The organism is Armatimonadota bacterium (assembly GCA_022563855.1).
Taxonomy (GTDB): domain Bacteria; phylum Armatimonadota; class Fimbriimonadia; order Fimbriimonadales; family Fimbriimonadaceae; genus JADFMN01.
Window position 1 is genome coordinate 52,339 of record JADFMN010000006.1, and the last position, 16,303, is coordinate 68,641.

At 60.3% G+C, this 16,303-nt stretch carries 13 protein-coding genes; 4 read left to right on the forward strand and 9 right to left on the reverse strand.

Features of this window, described 5'->3' with window-relative positions; genetic code table 11:
* Nucleotides 1-104: 104 nt before the first annotated feature.
* The 3 genes from IH944_08895 to IH944_08905 form a co-directional block, all read right to left on the reverse strand.
* Entirely contained in the window at nucleotides 105-1,871 is a 1,767-nt protein-coding gene (locus IH944_08895) for a Rieske (2Fe-2S) protein (protein MCH7904664.1), read from the reverse strand.
* Nucleotides 1,872-2,184: 313 nt separating this feature from the next.
* Entirely contained in the window at nucleotides 2,185-4,212 is a 2,028-nt protein-coding gene (locus IH944_08900) for a hypothetical protein (GenBank protein ID MCH7904665.1), read from the reverse strand.
* Nucleotides 4,213-4,371: 159 nt separating this feature from the next.
* On the reverse strand, nucleotides 4,372-4,974 hold the full coding sequence (locus IH944_08905) for a hypothetical protein (GenBank protein MCH7904666.1): 603 nt from the start codon (nucleotides 4,972-4,974) through the stop codon (nucleotides 4,372-4,374).
* A gap of 40 nt (nucleotides 4,975-5,014) precedes the next feature.
* On the opposite strand from IH944_08905, the gene IH944_08910 reads away from it, so the two are divergent.
* Nucleotides 5,015-5,656, forward strand: coding sequence for a hypothetical protein (locus IH944_08910; GenBank protein MCH7904667.1), 642 nt, complete (start codon nucleotides 5,015-5,017; stop codon nucleotides 5,654-5,656).
* Between the two features lie 127 nt (nucleotides 5,657-5,783).
* On the opposite strand, the gene mnmG is transcribed toward IH944_08910, so the two are convergent.
* Nucleotides 5,784-7,856: a tRNA uridine-5-carboxymethylaminomethyl(34) synthesis enzyme MnmG gene (gene mnmG / locus IH944_08915; protein MCH7904668.1), complete on the reverse strand. Its 2,073-nt coding sequence runs from the start codon at nucleotides 7,854-7,856 to the stop codon at nucleotides 5,784-5,786.
* A gap of 145 nt (nucleotides 7,857-8,001) precedes the next feature.
* Between mnmG and IH944_08920 the strand changes: the two genes are divergently transcribed.
* Both IH944_08920 and IH944_08925 read left to right on the forward strand, forming a co-directional pair.
* Nucleotides 8,002-8,988 carry an NAD(P)/FAD-dependent oxidoreductase gene (locus IH944_08920; protein MCH7904669.1) on the forward strand — a complete coding sequence of 329 codons (987 nt, stop codon included), beginning with the start codon at nucleotides 8,002-8,004 and terminating at the stop codon, nucleotides 8,986-8,988.
* The gene (locus tag IH944_08925) at nucleotides 8,988-9,164 is read left to right on the forward strand and encodes a hypothetical protein (GenBank protein ID MCH7904670.1); all 177 of its coding nucleotides are present in this window, start codon (nucleotides 8,988-8,990) and stop codon (nucleotides 9,162-9,164) included. Before IH944_08920 ends, IH944_08925 begins: the two co-directional genes overlap by 1 nt.
* A 76-nt stretch (nucleotides 9,165-9,240) precedes the next feature.
* Here IH944_08925 and IH944_08930 read toward each other — a convergent pair whose 3' ends face one another.
* From IH944_08930 to hemW, 4 genes are all read right to left on the reverse strand, one after another.
* Nucleotides 9,241-9,948, reverse strand: a complete 708-nt coding sequence (locus IH944_08930; GenBank protein ID MCH7904671.1) for a hypothetical protein — start codon at nucleotides 9,946-9,948, stop codon at nucleotides 9,241-9,243.
* Between the two features lie 410 nt (nucleotides 9,949-10,358).
* Nucleotides 10,359-11,063, reverse strand: a complete 705-nt coding sequence (locus IH944_08935; GenBank protein ID MCH7904672.1) for a hypothetical protein — start codon at nucleotides 11,061-11,063, stop codon at nucleotides 10,359-10,361.
* Between the two features lie 42 nt (nucleotides 11,064-11,105).
* Nucleotides 11,106-11,666 (reverse strand): hypothetical protein, encoded by a 561-nt coding sequence (locus IH944_08940; protein ID MCH7904673.1) that lies wholly within the window; start codon nucleotides 11,664-11,666, stop codon nucleotides 11,106-11,108.
* 66 nt (nucleotides 11,667-11,732) lie between these two features.
* Nucleotides 11,733-12,875: a radical SAM family heme chaperone HemW gene (gene hemW / locus IH944_08945; protein MCH7904674.1), complete on the reverse strand. Its 1,143-nt coding sequence runs from the start codon at nucleotides 12,873-12,875 to the stop codon at nucleotides 11,733-11,735.
* Between the two features lie 248 nt (nucleotides 12,876-13,123).
* Between hemW and IH944_08950 the strand changes: the two genes are divergently transcribed.
* Entirely contained in the window at nucleotides 13,124-14,149 is a 1,026-nt protein-coding gene (locus IH944_08950; GenBank protein MCH7904675.1) for a twin-arginine translocation signal domain-containing protein, read from the forward strand.
* Here the strand turns inward: IH944_08950 and IH944_08955 are convergent.
* On the reverse strand, nucleotides 14,146-16,242 hold the full coding sequence (locus IH944_08955; protein MCH7904676.1) for an arginine--tRNA ligase: 2,097 nt from the start codon (nucleotides 16,240-16,242) through the stop codon (nucleotides 14,146-14,148). The genes IH944_08950 and IH944_08955 overlap by 4 nt on opposite strands.
* Nucleotides 16,243-16,303 lie beyond the last annotated feature (61 nt).

Sequence of the window (16,303 nt, forward strand, 5' to 3'; positions counted from 1 at the left end):
GGAGCGAAAGCGACACTGCAGAGGCTATGACTCTATGGCGTCGGCTCACTGCCTTTGTCGCTCCTCACACGGCGCAACGCGAAAACGGATAACTCCGCGCGGACCTATCCAGCCTCGTCGTCCTCGAACACGTTCTCGCCCCGGTGCAGCCGCGACGCGATGTCGAACGTCTGCTTCTGCGCGCGCACGGTCGGCGCGTGCGCGGCCAGGTACCGCGCCGCCGCGATCAGGAAGTGCGGCCCCTCGGGCGCGTCCCGGTTGAGCTGGAACTGCCGCACCGCCGCCTCGAAGGTCTGGATCGTGTGGAAGTCGCGGTCCTCGCGCAGCAGCATCCGCCCGAGCAGGGCGATCAAGCGGTCCGGGTCTCCGCCGCCGTACAGGTAGCTCCCGACCGCCTTCCCGACTGCGGCGATCTGTTGCTGTTTGTCCAGCATCGCGGGAATCTCCGCGAGCACAGCATCAGGGTCGTCGGCGCGGCTCTTCGGCAGCGGAACCGATGGCACATTGAGAAACCTGTCTAAGTACACGCTAGTCGCTGCGTCGAACACGCCGCGAAGCGTCTCCACGCTCGGCGACCTGCGCAGTCCCTGCTCGATCGCGTGCGCGAACGTGAAGGTGTGCAGCGCGGTGTCCCAGTCGTTGAAATCGTTGCTCTTGTGGAAGTGCGCGATCCTGCGCGCTGCGCAATAGGTCACGATGCTCGCCAGCTCGACCGGGTCGCAGCCAGAGCGCAGGGCGTCCATCATTGCATCGACGCTCGCCTGCGGGTCGTCCGCAAGGATCGTCTCGACAAGGGCGTCGCGTTCTGGCCAGCGCCCCGGCTTTGCCTCCGCTGATTCCACCGTCTCAGGAAGCACTTCGAAAGCCGCCTCAAGCATTGAAACAAGGTCGATCGGGTGGCGCCACGCGTTCGATTCCTCCATTCGATCGGCGAACGCGAACCCCCTGGGCAGCGTCGTCAAGATTCTCTCTGCGTGCTCCCAGCCGATGTGGTCGAGCGCCTCGAACGCCTTGTTCGTGAAGTCGGCGACGTGCCCGATATTGATGTAGCGGTGGTCGGTCGCCGCTGCGAACAGCATGTCCGCCATCTGCCGGTCGTCACCGCCCGAGCGGATCGCCGTGACGATGCACCGCTCGGCACCTTCGGAGTCCCGCACCTCGACGAACTGCCGGAACCAACGCTTGAGCGTCGCGACGTCGGTGGTCGCGTCTGGCAGCGGCTCGATCACAAATCGCGGCGCGTCGCCGCTCAACTCTCGAGTGACTGCCGAGAGGCCGTGGTACAGCGCGTGCGCCCGATCATTCTCATCGAGCGTTGGCAATAGGTTGAAGAGGCACGTGTGCATGGTCATGCCCATCCCCCAGCCGGTTCGGCGGTACGTCGCTCCGAAGTCGAGCCCCGCGCGGAAAGGCACGGCAGGATCGACCCCGGCACTGAGCATCCCGATGACCGACTTGCCGACGACGAGCGTCAGATTGCGCTCCAAACCGAGGCGGAGCCGACCGCGCATCTGCTCCGCGTAGTCGCCCTTCGGTCGGACGTCGATATACACCTCGTCGCCGACGACCTTCGTCGGGAACGAGCGTACGTCGCCCGCGAACTGGTCGAACGTGCCGCCGGTCTCCAGGTCGAACCGCGCGTGGTGCCAGTGGCAGGTCAGGATGCAGTCGTGGACGCTGCCCCGGTCGAGCGGGAACCCCATGTGCGGGCAGCGGTTGTCGACGGCGAACACCCTGTCCTGATGGTAGAAGAGCGCGACGGTGTGCCCCTCGACGTGTACGACGAGGATATCCTTACCCTTCAGTTCTTCGAGGCTTGCGGCGCGGACGAATCCTGTGGTTTCTTGGTCGGCACTGGTCTTGACGGACATGGCGCTCCTCCAACCGAAGGGTAGCAGAGAATTTGCAACCTGCGCGCCAGCGGGGACTTTCGTGCCTGGAGCCAGAGCCAATCCCCTCTCCCTGAGCCTAGGGAGAGGGTTAGGGTCGTGGTTGCCATTCGAGTCCTTTCCGCTTAATCCCCTCGACCGTCATCCTGAGCGGATCGAAGGAGCGCGGTCGAGGGGACGCCGCCCGCGGCAGGCTCTGCAGTGTACGCCGTCTATCCAGCGGCGTCCTTACCGCCCGTCCGTCTTCTCGTGCCGGGCGGCGCAGGCGATCAACGGATCTTCACCGCGCCCGATCTTACCGACCGCCGGAGCCGGACAGCTGGCGAACGAGATCGTCCAGTTTAAGGTCGGAGGTCTTGTACCGCTCCATCTGACGTGCAAACTTCAGGGTGACGTACGACCCGTCCGGAACGGAGAGGCGCATCGTCAAGTAGTCTGTACGAGCGTAACAGCTCAAGGTCACGTCGGGGAAGTTGTAGAAGTGCGGGATGAATTTCCGACGTCGGTCAGGATCGTTCGCTAGCGGTTCTAGCACTGAGAGCCTGGCTTGTGAGAACACCGTTCGCACCTTTCCGTCCATGAACTTCGCGTCTCTCAGCGTAGCGATCAGAACGTCTTGCGCGATCTCAAATTCGATTCGCATACTGTCGGGAAGTCCCGAAGGAAAATGCTCTTCGGGAACCATTCTCAGGTGGTCGCTGGGAATCGTGTCGGACGTCCAGGCCCGCCGACCGACTGTATCGTCTAGCAGCTTCGTTATCTTCGCCGGAAGCGTGCCGGCTTCCAGCCAGATTCCTGTTCCGACGAGGTCTCGCGAACTCTTTGGCAAGTAGTGCCAAAACGCCATCGCTGCCATCGTGTCAGGGAAGCGCCAGTTGTCCGTGCCCATGCCCGCCCTGGCCCAGTTCGACATCTCGGTCTGTCCTAACGACGCCTTTCCTGCTTGCTCCCAGTTCGACGCGCAGAACTTCGCCGTTGCGTTCAAGCGGTTCCCGATGCTGGCTATCCCTCGCCGATACTCGCCCAGGCGCTTCGCCCACCCTTTGTCCATAAAGCTGTGGAAATCCACGAGCGGGCGTACCCTCAGGACTCCATCGCGCCCTTCGACCTGGAGCGTGCGCACGGTTGACAGGGTCAGCCATAGGTCGGCGAGGTCGAGCTCCTCTTGCCACTCAACTTGAGCGAGGTACCGGTCGAAGAACGCCGGCAAGTGCGCGACCAGCTCCAGGCCGGCTTCGTCCGCCCACGCGAAGAACGCGTCGGTCGCCATGAAGCTCAAGGGGTCTTGGTTTTCCGGGTCGCGCAAGATCTTCATCACGCGGGACTCTTCGCTGTCCTCGTCGTACTGGCCGCCGAACCAGTACTTGCCGAGCATGAACCGACGCACGAGGGCGCTCTCCTCCGATAGCCGGTGCTTCGTCTTGACGCCTCTCGTCAGATGAGCCGGAATCTTGCCGGGAGGCAGCAACGGGATCGACAGCATGAAACCGCCGGTAAACCGCGTCTGATCAGCGGCGTACACAGCGACGCTTGCACCAAGACTGCCGCGGATGCGAGAGATCGAGGCGATGGTTTTGCCACGTCCGCTCTGCGGCATCTCGAGCGCGAGCAGGGCACGGTCGAAACCTGAGCCGCGTCCTGCCTCCAAAAGCGCGGACTTAAGGCGGACGAAGGTCACGGTGTTCTTCCAGAACTGATCGACGGCGGCGAGCGCTTCTGAGTTCATCTGTGTCTGCCTGCGCATCGGGATGTCCGACAGCCTGAGCTTCTCCCCGCTCTTGATCTTCAAAAGCTCGTCAGGATCGACGCTCAGAAGCAGCTGCTTGGCTAGGAGGCTCGCAGGGGAGGCCAGACGTGGCCCGTCCAGGCTCATCCCTACGCCGTTCGCTGGGGGACGGCTTGTCCTATCGACTTCCGCGACGAACTTCTCGACGTCCTCGAACGCGAAAACACCGTCTCCCGTCTCCTTGCGAAGTTTCGTCACGAGGGATTGGAGCCCCTGTCTTTCGAGTGCTCGCTGCTGCGTTTCCCTGAGTCGGATGTCCGCGGGGAGTCGGCGCAAGAGGAGTGCGCCGTCGTCTTGCTCGACCCATCTCGCGTTCACCTGTTCGGCGACGATGCGCAACAGGCTCTTCGCTGGACGGTCGCGCACTTTGACGATGATCACGAGGTCTTCGATCTCCTCGTCCACTTTCAGGTTCAGGCCAGTTGCCGTCGCAATAGCAGGGACGGCGTTCTCAAGGCGCGAAGCGCGGATGGTCAGAGTGACGGGCGCGTCCTGTGACGCTTGGATCGCCGACAAGAGCAACAAGCTGCTGAGCACGGTTTTCTCCTTGCCTTCGATTATAGCCGGAGGGGCGTGGGGGAGTTGGCAGTTGACAGTTTGCAGTTTGCAGCAGTGCCGAGTGCCGAGTGCCGAGTGCTGAATAGGGGCGACTACTAGGCGACAATCAGGCCGACGGCAAAGCGGGCGACGCGCCCGTCAAGGCGCCTTCCGCGCGCACCAGACGAACAGCGCGGCCCACTCCTGCCTCTGCAGCTCGACAGTTTTGGGCGAGTTCGCGTCCGCCATATCGACGAGCCGCTCTGCGTCGTATCTGTCGATCGACGCGCACGCTTCGTGGCGTTGCGTCTGCCGCAGCCAGTACTTGCTGTTCCAGAAGTCTCCCTCGCGGCGGTGCATGATCGCGTGCCAGTATGCGCCGGTCGGGTCGTCCAGCCCCTGGCTGACGACGTGGCTTTTTTGCAGATCGTCGACGTACAGCCAGATCCCGGCGACGAGGTATGGGTTGCTCTTGATAGCGGCACTCTTAAGCGCTTTTTCGACGAGAGGGTAGAGGTCTTCCTGTCCGGATTGAACGACCGGCGCGGGCATAGCCTGCTCGATCGGAAGCCGTTCGAACAGCTCCGTACACGCCTCTCGGACGTCCTCCGGCAAGCCATCCAGAATCTCTCGTGCGGTCACGGTCGAGAGCATACCGACGAATATGCGCTCCCGTTCGGCCTTCGCGCAGATGTTGCTCAGGTACCCGCAAACGCCGCGCCTAGTTCTTGAGACCCACTGCTCGACAATGTCGAAACGCAAACCTCAGGACGGCGTAATCGGTGTGTCAGGAGCAAAAGATATGTTGACAACAATCATCGCAGCTACGGCGTTCGCCGTACCAGTGCCCAGCGCCGAGTGGGACTTGAAAACGCCCTACGAGGCCGATAAGACATACGAGTACTTGGTCGAAATCGATATCGACGACGAAGCGACTGGGTTCCAGGCATTGGTCACGCTGGAGTCTGTGATGACGATCAGCAAAGCTGTCGACGATGGATTTGAAGTCCAGTTGAAGTGGCTCGACATGGAGGTGGAGGGCGATTATCAGGACGACTCGGAGTTTACGGCCGAGCTATCCACGTCGGGCCTGATCACGAAGATGGAGGACGATGAAGGCGTGGACTATCGCAGCATGTTTGTCTCGTTCATGTTCGTGTATCCGAACAAGACAGTGTCGGTCGGCGACAAGTGGTCTTACGAAGAGAAGGACGACGAGATCAAGGTTCTGCTCGAGGCTGTGGCGGAAGAGACCGTGAGGGGCACCAAGACCTTGAAAGTGCGCGCCAAGATCACGGAGGGCGAGAACGGCATGACGTGCACGGGTGACTACTGGCTCACCGCCGACGGCGAGTTGCTGAAGTACGAGCTCGACCTGAAAAACTGGTTTGTGCCGATGGTCGGAATGGCGTTCGACGCCAAGGTCACGGCGAAGAAAGCTTAGGCGTTCAGCTTTTTGGTTCGGGGGTTCGGAGGTTCGGGTTGGTTCGGATTTGTTCGGATTTGTTCGGACTTGTTCGGATTTGACCCTCGGCCCTGCCAACTGCCAACTGCCAACTGCAAACTGCAAACTAGATCCTGACCCGGTCGCGCTTGCGCAAGTGCCCGATCAAGAGGGCGATGTCGGTCGGCCGCACGCCGGGTATGCGGCTGGCCTGACCGATTGTAGTTGGTCGCACGCGAGTCAGTTTCTCCACCGTTTCGTAGCTCAAGCCGGTCAGCCGTTGGTAGTCGAAAGATTCCGGGATTGGCAGTTGCTCCAGGCTTTTGGCGCGATCGACTTCCTCTTGCTGCCTGCCCAAGTACCCGTCGTACACCGCCATGATCTCGATCTGCTGGCGTGTGGTGTACGCGATCCCGCCGTAGTCGCCGTTCGTGTTGGCGCTCGGCAGCAGGGAGAGGTCCATGCCTGCCTCATCTGCGAGGCGCTCGATTAGCCTAAGATTAACTTCCGGCCTTTTGAGCATGGCGCGAAGAGAAGTCTTGTTCTTGACCGGTGCCAGTTGATGCGCGATCAGTAGCTCGTTGTGCGCGTTGATAAAGTGCAGCTCTGAAAGACACTTGACTGAAGCATTGATCGCTGCGATCTTCTGCTCGAATCTTTTCTTGCGGAGATCACACGCGATCCCGAGCTTTATGGCGAGCGGCGTCATCCGCTGGTCGGCGTTGTCGTGCCGCAGTAGCAGGCGGTGCTCAGCGCGCGCGGTGAGCATCCGGTACGGGTCGTCCACCCCCTTCGTCACGAGGTCGTCGATCATCACGCCGATGAAGCTTTCGTGCCGTGGGAACTCGACCTTCTCCTCTCCCCGGGCGTACCGCGCCGCGTTGATCCCCGCGACGATACCTTGGCCTGCGGCCTCTTCGTAGCCGCTCGTGCCGTTGATCTGCCCGGCGAGGAACAGCCCGTCGAGCAGCTTTGACATCAGCGCGGGGGTGAGCTGCAACGGGTCGGCCATGTCGTACTCGACCGCGTACCCCGGCTTGATCATCTCGACGTTCTCAAGTCCCGGGATCGTCTTCAACGCCTCCAATTGCACCTCGCCCGGCATAGAAGAAGAGAAGCCCTGGACGTAGATGCTCTCGCTGTCCCACTCCTCCTGCTCCAGGAAGATCGGGTGCGAGTCCTTGTCGGCGAACCGCACGACCTTGTCCTCGATGCTCGGGCAGTAGCGCGGCCCGACGCCTTTGATCTCGCCGCTGAACATCGGGCTCTCGCTGAGCTTGTCGCGGAGTGTGTCATGGGTTTTGGAGTTGGTGTGGGTCTGCCAAGTCGGGAGCAGTTCGCGCTTGGGGAACGGCCGGTCGTGCAAGAAGCTCATCGGCCCCGCGTCCTCCTCGCTCGGCATGACTTCGGTCTTGCTGAAGTCGATCGACGAGAACTTGATGCGCGGCGTCGTGCCGGTCTTGAACCGCTTCTGCCGCACACCCAGGTTCTTAAGGAAGTCACTGAGGGTAGTGACCGCTTGCTCCCCATCCCGCGCAGCGACGGTCTTCTTCCGCCCTTCGTGGCAGAGCCCGTTGAGGAACGTGCCGGTGGTGATGATGGCCGCGTCGCACTCTATCGTTCGGGCCTCTTTGGGAGTGCGGTGATTTATCACCGCTTTTGCTACCGCGTCTTGACCAGTTCGGGTTGGTTCGGATTGGTTCGGGTTGGTTCGGGTTCGTCCTTCGTCGTCCCGACCCTCGACCCTAGACCCTTGACCCTCGTACCCCGCACCTCGAACCTCGTACCTCACCAGCACACCCGTCACCTTGCTGTCTTCGTGCAGCACCGTCTCCACCTGTGCTTCCAGCAAGTCCAGATTCTCCTGCTCACGCATCACGCGCTGCATGAACAGCGGGTACTCGCGCTTGCAGACCTGCGCGCGGGTGGTCTGCACCGCCGGCCCCTTGCCGGTGCCGACCTTGCGTAGATGCGTCAATGTGTAGTCGGTCGTGACCCCCATCTGCCCGCCGAGCGCATCCACCTCTCGGGCGATGTGCCCTTTCGCCGGGCCGCCGATCGAGCAGTTGCACGGCAGGTGCCCGATCTTGTCGAGCCGCAGCGTCACGCAGAGCGTGCGCCGCCCCATGCGCGCCGAAGCCAGGGCCGCCTCGATTCCAGCATGCCCCGCTCCGATGACGACGACCTCGTACCGCTCCACGCTTGAAAGTGTACCGAGGGGCGTTCGGGGTGGCTCGGGTTGGTTCGGTTTTGTTCGGATTTGTCCCGACCCGAATCCCTCCCGTCTCGGGACTCATGACTTGTGACTCGGGACTATTCCCGTATACCGGATACACTTCCTGCCAATGGATCGAGTCGACGTAACGATCATAGGCGGCGGGCCGGTGGGGCTGTTCGGGGCGTTCTACGCAGGAATGCGCGGGATGAGCGTGCGCATCATCGACAGCCTGCCCGCGCTAGGCGGCCAGCTTACGGCGCTCTATCCCGAGAAGTACGTCTACGACATGCCGGGTTTTCCCGAGGTTCTCGCCAAAGACCTGGCACGTGAGATGGCGGAACAAGCCATGCGGTTCGATCCCGCAATCGTGCTGAACGAGACGGCCTCCGCGATTACCAAAGACGATGATGGCTGGACGATTCAAGGCTCTTCGGGCGAGTCATATCCTACACGCACGGTCATCGTGTCAGCCGGCCCTGGCGCGTTCTCGCCGACGAAGCTCGGCGTTGACAACGAAGAGGATTTCGTCGACAAGGGACTGGCTTACGGCGTGATGGACAAGGAAGCGTATCGCGATAAGCGCGTCATCGTTGTCGGCGGCGGAGACAGCGCGTTCGACTGGGCGCTCAACCTCCATCCGATCGCGAAGTCGATCAAGCTCGTCCACCGGCGCGACGTGTTCCGAGCGCACGAAGAGACGATCAAAGCGGTCCGCGAGACCGACGTCGAGTTCTGCCTTTTCGAGACGGTCGTCGAGCTTCACGGTGACGGCCGCCTCGACGCAATAACGGTTGAGAACTCTAAGAGCGAAGAGACAAAGCGGTACGACTGCGACGCCGTCACGGTCAACCTTGGCTTCAAGTCGTCGCTCGGTCCGCTCGAAGAGTGGGGCATGGAGATCGTGAAGCGCCAGATCAAGGTCGATGGGATGTATCAGACCAGCCTGCCGGGGGTGTTCGCCGTCGGCGACGTCTGCACGTTCGACAACAAGATCAAATTGATCGCGACCGGCGTCGGCGAGGTGACCACGGCCGTCTGCGTTGCAAAGCGGCTCATCGACCCAAGCGCAAGGCTGTTCCCCGGCCACAGTTCGGACATGAAGCAGTTTCAGTGATGGAAGGTGCGAGGTGCGAGGTACATGGAACTTGGTACTCGGTTCTACAGAACTCGGCCGTCTCCTCGACCGTCATCCTGAGCGAGCCTGTCCCGAGCGGAGACGAAGGAAAGGATCGAGAGTCAGAGCTAGTCTCCTCGACCGTCATCCTGAGCGGATCGAAGGAGCGCGGTTGAGGAGACGGCATTCGTCGCAGAATATCGAAATCACACGCGCAGGTCCGGAGACACGCACCACAATTTTGGCCCGTTGCTAACCTGAATCTTCTGAGTCAGTCTTGACTTCTTCGATTGCATCCTTCAACGCCCGAAATTGCTCCAGACTGTCTTGCAGGTCAGCAGAGTCTTCGGCCTTCTCGCTCAGGTCGGAGAGAGCACGAGACTCGGCCTCCAAAGACCGCAAGCCATCTCGAAGTCTCGTCAGATTTGCGATCTCGTCTTCACTGGTCGTCATGCCAAGATGGATCGGGCGTCGTACGGTAAAGAGGGCGCGGCGCATTAGGGCGTCGGAGGCGCTCGCGGCCTCGCGCTGTGCCTTCAAGTAGGCGCGCGATGCACCTGCTCTAAACATTCTTGCTTCGGTGTGAAGCGCTAGCGGCACGTTCGCCGCCTCTGCGCACCGGTCGAGCAGCGCAGTGGCTTCTTCACCTATTTTGGAAACCAGCTGCCGTTTTTTCAGCAGCAGCTTCATTCTTTCGGGCAGCTTGTGTTTCAGACTATCCGCGAGCAGTTCCTGCAATCCGAAACTCTTGATTCGAATACAAGTGAAGACGTGTCTAAGGCCGGCCCCCAATACCACCGCCAAAATAACTCGCCCGAGCAATGTCAGATCGGAAACAAGTAAAGCAACGACAATCCCGGCAATACCTGCCCATGTCTCAATCCGGCGGAATTCGTAGATTGTGTTTGCTAGGACAATTCCCTTTAGCGACTTCTCGAGATTGGGATAGCTGTCGGCCATTTCACGTCGCTTTCCTCGCGTGATAAGACCAACTATACATCGTTTCGGACATGGAGGGCGTTGCTCAGTCGACGCCAAGGAGCGAAGCACAATCCGCCAGCCGGCTACTCACGGGCTATCGCGCCATTCGTCTTTTGGGTTGACGGCCGAGGGGCGAGGGTGTCGGTTGAAGGGTGCCACGGTCTGACCCGTAGGGCAGGCCGTGCGCCTGCCAGATACTTACTCTAGAACGGGAGGGCGAGCTGTCGTCCTGAGCGGAGACGAAGGAAAGGATCGAGAGCTAGAAGTAGTCCCCTCAACCGTCATCCTGAGCGGATCGAAGGAGCGCGGTTGAGGGGACGGTATTTGCCGCAGGATATCAAATGCGCCCGTGCAGGTCTGGAGACCCGCACCACAATTCCAGGCCGTCGCTAACCTGAATCAGTGTCGGTCTTGACTTCTTCGATTGCATCTTTCAACGCCCGAAAGTGCTCCAGACTGTCTTGCAGGTCAGCAGAGTCTTCTGCCCTTTCGCTCATGTCGGAAAGGGTACGCGACTCTCTTTCCAGTAAATGCAAATCATCGCGCAAGTCATTTAGTTGGTTAATCTCGGCGTCGCTCGGTTCGGTCTGAAATGTTAGTGATCGCTGGACTGCAGACAACGTCCGTCGCATCAAGACATCGGCAACTTTGAAAGCCTCGAACTGCGCCTTCAAGTAAGACGGCGAAGCTCCTGGTTTCAACATTTTTGCCTCCGTATGAGAGATCTGAACTTCCCACGACGCCTTCGAGCACTCCTCTAGAACATTCATGATATCTTTGCTTAGCATCGCCTGCAGCTTGCCCTTCTTTAACCACGAACGCATCCGTCTGGGCATAACCTCTTTCATGCCTTCCGAAATCGAAGCTGCAAAGCTGAAGTCCTTTAGACGAATTCCTTCGGCCAAATGCGACAACACGAATGTCGTGGCTAGCGCAAGAATCGCCAGCCCGTACGACCCATCAACCAAGAACATCGTGAGTGCGACCATCCCAATTGCCCAAATCCATTGATCTAGTTTTCGAAGGTATGAAAAGTAATCGGCAACAATAATTCCTTTCAGGACTCTGTCTAGATTCGGATAGCTCGCGGTCATGTCAAAACTCTGTTGCTAGCGGTCGCACCATGATCTGGGTGCTCATGTGACCACCGGCACCGTTCCAGTCATTGCAATACGGTTTTGCTCCGCCCAGTGGCAAATCGACTCGATTGCGTCGGGCTGTGCCAGAAGCCTGCAGTCGATGTAGATAGGCGGAAGCATCGACCACTTTCGTCTCACGAGACACCCCTCGTCAAGCCACTCGATAGATTTGACCCGCTTAGCTCGGATTATGACAGTGAAAGGCAGTTCGTACAGCCACTTCGTCCGGTGCCTCTCCTTAAGGCCGATCCAATCGGACTGCAATGTAAATTTGATTTGGTCGAGGGAACCAACGATTCTTCGAACTTCTGGCAGTAGACCGAATAAAACTGCACCAATGGCAAAGCCGAGCGGCGCACCCCATCCGAAAAACAGGTCCATGAGGAACGTCCCGATGACCGATGCCAGACAGAGGCAAGCGAGCGTATTTTCGTCTCTCCACTTCAATACCGTGCGCCGAGAGTGTTTATAGGACCGCAAGTCGGCGGCGTCCGTGAAGGCGTACTCGTACGACGCCCCCAAGACCCCCCGTAAACTATCGGCAGCTACGTGTGCCACATTTTGATTATACAGCGCCTCCGGGCCGGGCGAGATGATCCGAGTTCGGCCTGGGGTTGGGGAGTCCTACGGTCTGAGAGCCAATTCGCGCCAGGCGGCGACGGTGATCTCGGTGCAGAAATGCCGGCCTTCCGCGGTCAGGAACACCGAGCCGTCGCGTTCCTCGATCCAGCCGGTGTCGAGAAACTTTTCAAGAGCGGAGTGGTCGAGACTCAAGCCCTCAACAGGTACTCCTTCGTTCAGGCGGATGCCGAGCATCCAGCGCTCGAAAGCCAGCGTATCGGCGTCCAAGACCTCGCTGTCGCACCACATATCGATCGCGCCTTCGAGCGCGTCGCAGTACCGCTCCGGGTGCTTCTGGTTCGTGTACCGCGTGCGTCCGTCATCGGAAGAAGCAAAACACCCGACCGCTCCAGGGCCGTAGCCGAGATACTCCTCCTCGTGCCAGTAGCACAGGTTGTGCTCGCACTCGAAACCCGGCCTGCAGAAGTTGCTGATCTCGTACTGCCGGAAGCCCGCTTTCTCTGCCAAAGAGCAAGCAGAATCGTACATCTGCACCTGCGACTCGTCGTCCGGCAGATCTAGCAGCCCGCGCTGAGCGTAACGGTGAAACCGCGTGTTCGGCTCGATGGTCAAGCAGTAGAGGGAAAGGTGATCCGGCCGGAGCGCAAGGGCCGTCTTCAAGTTCTGTTCCCAAGTGCGCGGAGACTGACCGGGCAGAGCAAACATCAGGTCTAGATTCAGATTATCGAACCCGGCCTGCCGCGCGGCTTGCACCGCGCGGGCGATATCGCTCGCTTCGTGAACGCGGCCAAGTTGGATCAGCTCACCCGATTGAAAACTCTGCGCGCCAAGGCTCAGCCGGTTGAAGCCCGCCGCGCGCATCGCCGAGAACTTCTCCGCGTCCACCGTGCCGGGATTCGCCTCGCTCGTAATCTCCGCACCGGCAACCGGCGGATGAGCTTCGATCACGGTGCGAAGCAATCGGCATAGCTGTTCGGCAGAGAGGAAAGTCGGCGTTCCGCCGCCGAAGAAGATCGTCTTCGCTGGTCGCCCTCGCCAGTAGCTTCTCTCAATTTCAGAAACGGTCGCAGCGACAGTCCGCTCAATGATCTCACCATCAAGCGCAAAGGAATTGAAGTCGCAGTAGCCGCACTTGCTGGGGCAGAACGGCGTGTGGACGTAAACGGCGACGGGGTCGAGATTCACCGCTTAGAGGTTAGCACGGCGATCAACCCGAGAATGGCGCCACCAAGAACCGGTACCACCGGCTCACGACAACTGATTCAGCCGGAACTGATCGCTTTCATCAGCAGGTGATAGCCGAAACCGCCCGCCGCACCGATGGCTGTTCCTACTAGAGTTTCCCAGCGCATTACAAGGATCATAGCGTGTCAAACCGCATCAAAGTTCCGCGCGCCTGGGCGGACACCGTATAATTGCCGGACGCGAGCGAAATGAAACTGACACGAAGAGACGTTCTCAAGGCAGGCGCGATCGGTGCTGGCGCTTTGGCCTTGGGCGGGGCAGCGGGCGCGCTTTCGCGCGGCCTGCAGAAAAGGCCGGTGATCGGCTCTGGCGAGCACACCTACGAGGTGTATCACGACTGGCTCCAGCCCCCGGCGAACCTCAAGTGGGGCGACACCCACGGTTTGGTTCAAGACTCGAACGGTTGGATCTACGTCGCTCACACCGTCAACGGTGCGAGCGTGAGCAAAGACGCCGTCGTGGTCTTCGACGAGAAAGGCAAGTTCGTGAAGTCGTTCGGCGCGGAATTCGCCGGCGGGGCGCACGGGCTCGACATCCGCAAGGAAGGATCCGACGAGTACCTGTACCACTGTGATATCAACCGCAGGCTGATCGTGAAAACGAACCTGACGGGAGACGTGGTCTGGGAACAAGGCATGCCGACCGAGCCCGAAGTCTATGAGAACGAGGGCCAGTGGCGGCCGACGAACGTCGCGTTCGCCCCCAACGGCGACTTCTTCTTGGGCGACGGGTACGGATCGAGCTACATCCACCGGTACACCAAGGACGGCGAGTACGTCAGCCTGTTCTGCGGGCCGGGTTCGGACGCGGGGAAGGTCTCCTGCCCACACGGACTCTGGGTGGACGAGCGAGGCGACGAGCCGATGCTCGTCGTGGCTGACCGCTCGAACCGGCGGCTTCAGTACTTCACCTTGGATGGCAAGCACGACCGGTTTATTACGGAGGGCATGCGTCTGCCGTGCCACGTCCACTTCAACAAAGACCTGATGCTCGTGCCCGACCTATCGAGCATCGTCACGATTCTTGGGGCGGATAACCAAGTGGTTGCAGCCCTCGGAGACGGCCATCCGACGAACCTGCGTGGGAAGCCGCGAGAGGACTTCATTCCGGGCAAGTTCATCCACCCGCACGCCGCGATCTGGGTCAACGGCGACGATATTTTGGTCGCTGAATGGGTGCCGATCGGCCGATTGACTCTGCTGAAGAAGCTCTAACGGTCCATCCGCTTGGGCGCGCTGATGCCGAGCAGGCCGAAAACCGCCTTCAACCCGGTCGCCGTCGCCTGGCAGAGGGCGAGCCTAGCCTGACTGAGTTCAGGCTCCTCAGGCTGAATCACTCGGCAAGCGTCGTAGAAGTGGTGGTAGGTTCGCGCGAGTTCGGTGGCGTACGTCGTCAACCGGTTCACGGCATAGTCCTCAGCGCACCTCTCGACTTCGTATCCGAGGTCCTGCAGCTTCAAAATGAGCGCCTTTTCCTTCGGGTCCCGAAGCAATTCGAGGTTCGGGCCTCCACCCCTAACCCCCTCCTCCATTTCGCTGTCGCAAGAATGGAGGAGAGGGCTCTTGATCCCTGCCTCGGCAGCCTTGGCGATTAAGCTGCAGATGCGTGCGTGGGCGTACTGGACGTAGAAAACCGGGTTTTCGTCGCTCTGCTTTTCGGCCAGATCGAGGTCGAAGTCGAACGTCGTGTCGTGGTGCCGCATCAAGTAGAAAAACCGTGCGACGTCCCTGCCGACCCTCTGCTTATCCTCGTCCGAACCATCCGGTTGTACGTGCTCTCCGATTTCGTTGATTAGGTCGATGAGCGCATAGATGTTGCCGTCGCGCTTGCGCATCGGGGCTGCGACGCCGTCCTTCAGAAACCGGACGAGCTGGAAGATCAGAACGTCCAGCTTTTGGTTCGCTTCGTCGCGCGCGTCGAGGCAGTCCTGCTTTTCGCTCTTGTCGGACCAGATCATGGCGTCGTGCTCGTCGAACGTCTCGGACTTTGCTGGGCTGGGCTGCATCAGCATGGCCGCGACTACCGCATGGAGCCTGCTGATGTATCCGTGGTGGTCCGGGCCGAGCACCGTGATCAGCTTGTCGCACCCCTCCGGCCGGTTGAATTTGTCCTTGTGGTACGCGATGTCGCTGGCGATGTAGGTCAGGCGTCCGTCGGACCGGCGCAGCACCCGGTCCATGTCGTCGCCAAACTTGGTTGAGCGCAACCAGAGCGTTGCTGTCCCTGGGCTATTGGCTTCGCCTGACTCTTGGCTGTCGCCTGACTCTTGACTTGCGTCTGACTCTACACTCGCGGTCGGATCGCTCGAACTCCCTCTCCGGTGGGAGAGGGTTGGGGAGAGGGTGTCCGGCTTACCTTCCGCACCCCCTCCTTCGTCCTCCCCCAGGGGGGAGGGGGCTTGTTCGTCGCCATTCTGGGGTTCGCGGGTGACGTCTTTGATTTCGTCGTTCTTGCCGACCGCGACCTTCGTGCGAAACGTCTGCTCGTCTGCAACTTTCTTCTTGAGCAGGTTGCGAATGCCGTCGTCCACTGCACCGCTGTCATGCAATGACTGCTCGCTGAACCATGTGTCGAACTCGACGCCGAAGGCCTGTAAGTCGCCTCGCTGCGAATCTATCATCAAACGTTGGCTGTGTGTCTGGAACTCGCCTAGTGATAGGTCGCATACGTCGTATTGGTCGGATAGACTAGCTGAGACCTCTTGAACGTAATCGCCCTTGTAGCCATCATCGGGAACCTTCTTTCCCTCCGAGAGAGCCTTCACGGACAGCGCGAACAGCCGCATCTGCTCGCTGTTGATCCCGTCGTTGATGTAGTACTCGCGGTGGACGGTGTGGCCGACGGCTTCGAGCACGTTGCAGAGCGTCGAGCCGTACGCCGCCCCTCGACCCGAGCCGACCGTGATTGGGCCGTTCGGGTTCACCGACACGAACTCGACGTTGATCTTGAGCGGCTTAGCCGCGGCCCTGTGGAAAAACGACGCCCCGCCGGACAGAACGAAATCGAGCGCTCGAGCCGTCATACGCTCAGAGAGCGTGAGGTTGATGAAACCGGGGCCGGCGACTTCCACCTTGCTGAGGTCGGCGTCGTGCGAAAGCGCACCGGCGATCATCTCTCCGAGCGCTCTCGGGTTCATTCGCGCGGTCTTCGCAGCGGCCATCGCGAAGTTGCAGGCGAAGTCGCCGTGCTCTGGAGATTTGGTGTCACTAATTTCAGCCTTGGGATACTCTGCACCCGGCAGGCTTCCATCTGCCTTCAGACCTTCGATGACGGCATCGACCTTTGCGGTTAGCTCGCTCCGTAACAACTCAGGGCTGGAATACCTGAAAATGTGCGGGGTTAAAGGCCAGATTCCGCCTCCCAGCAGA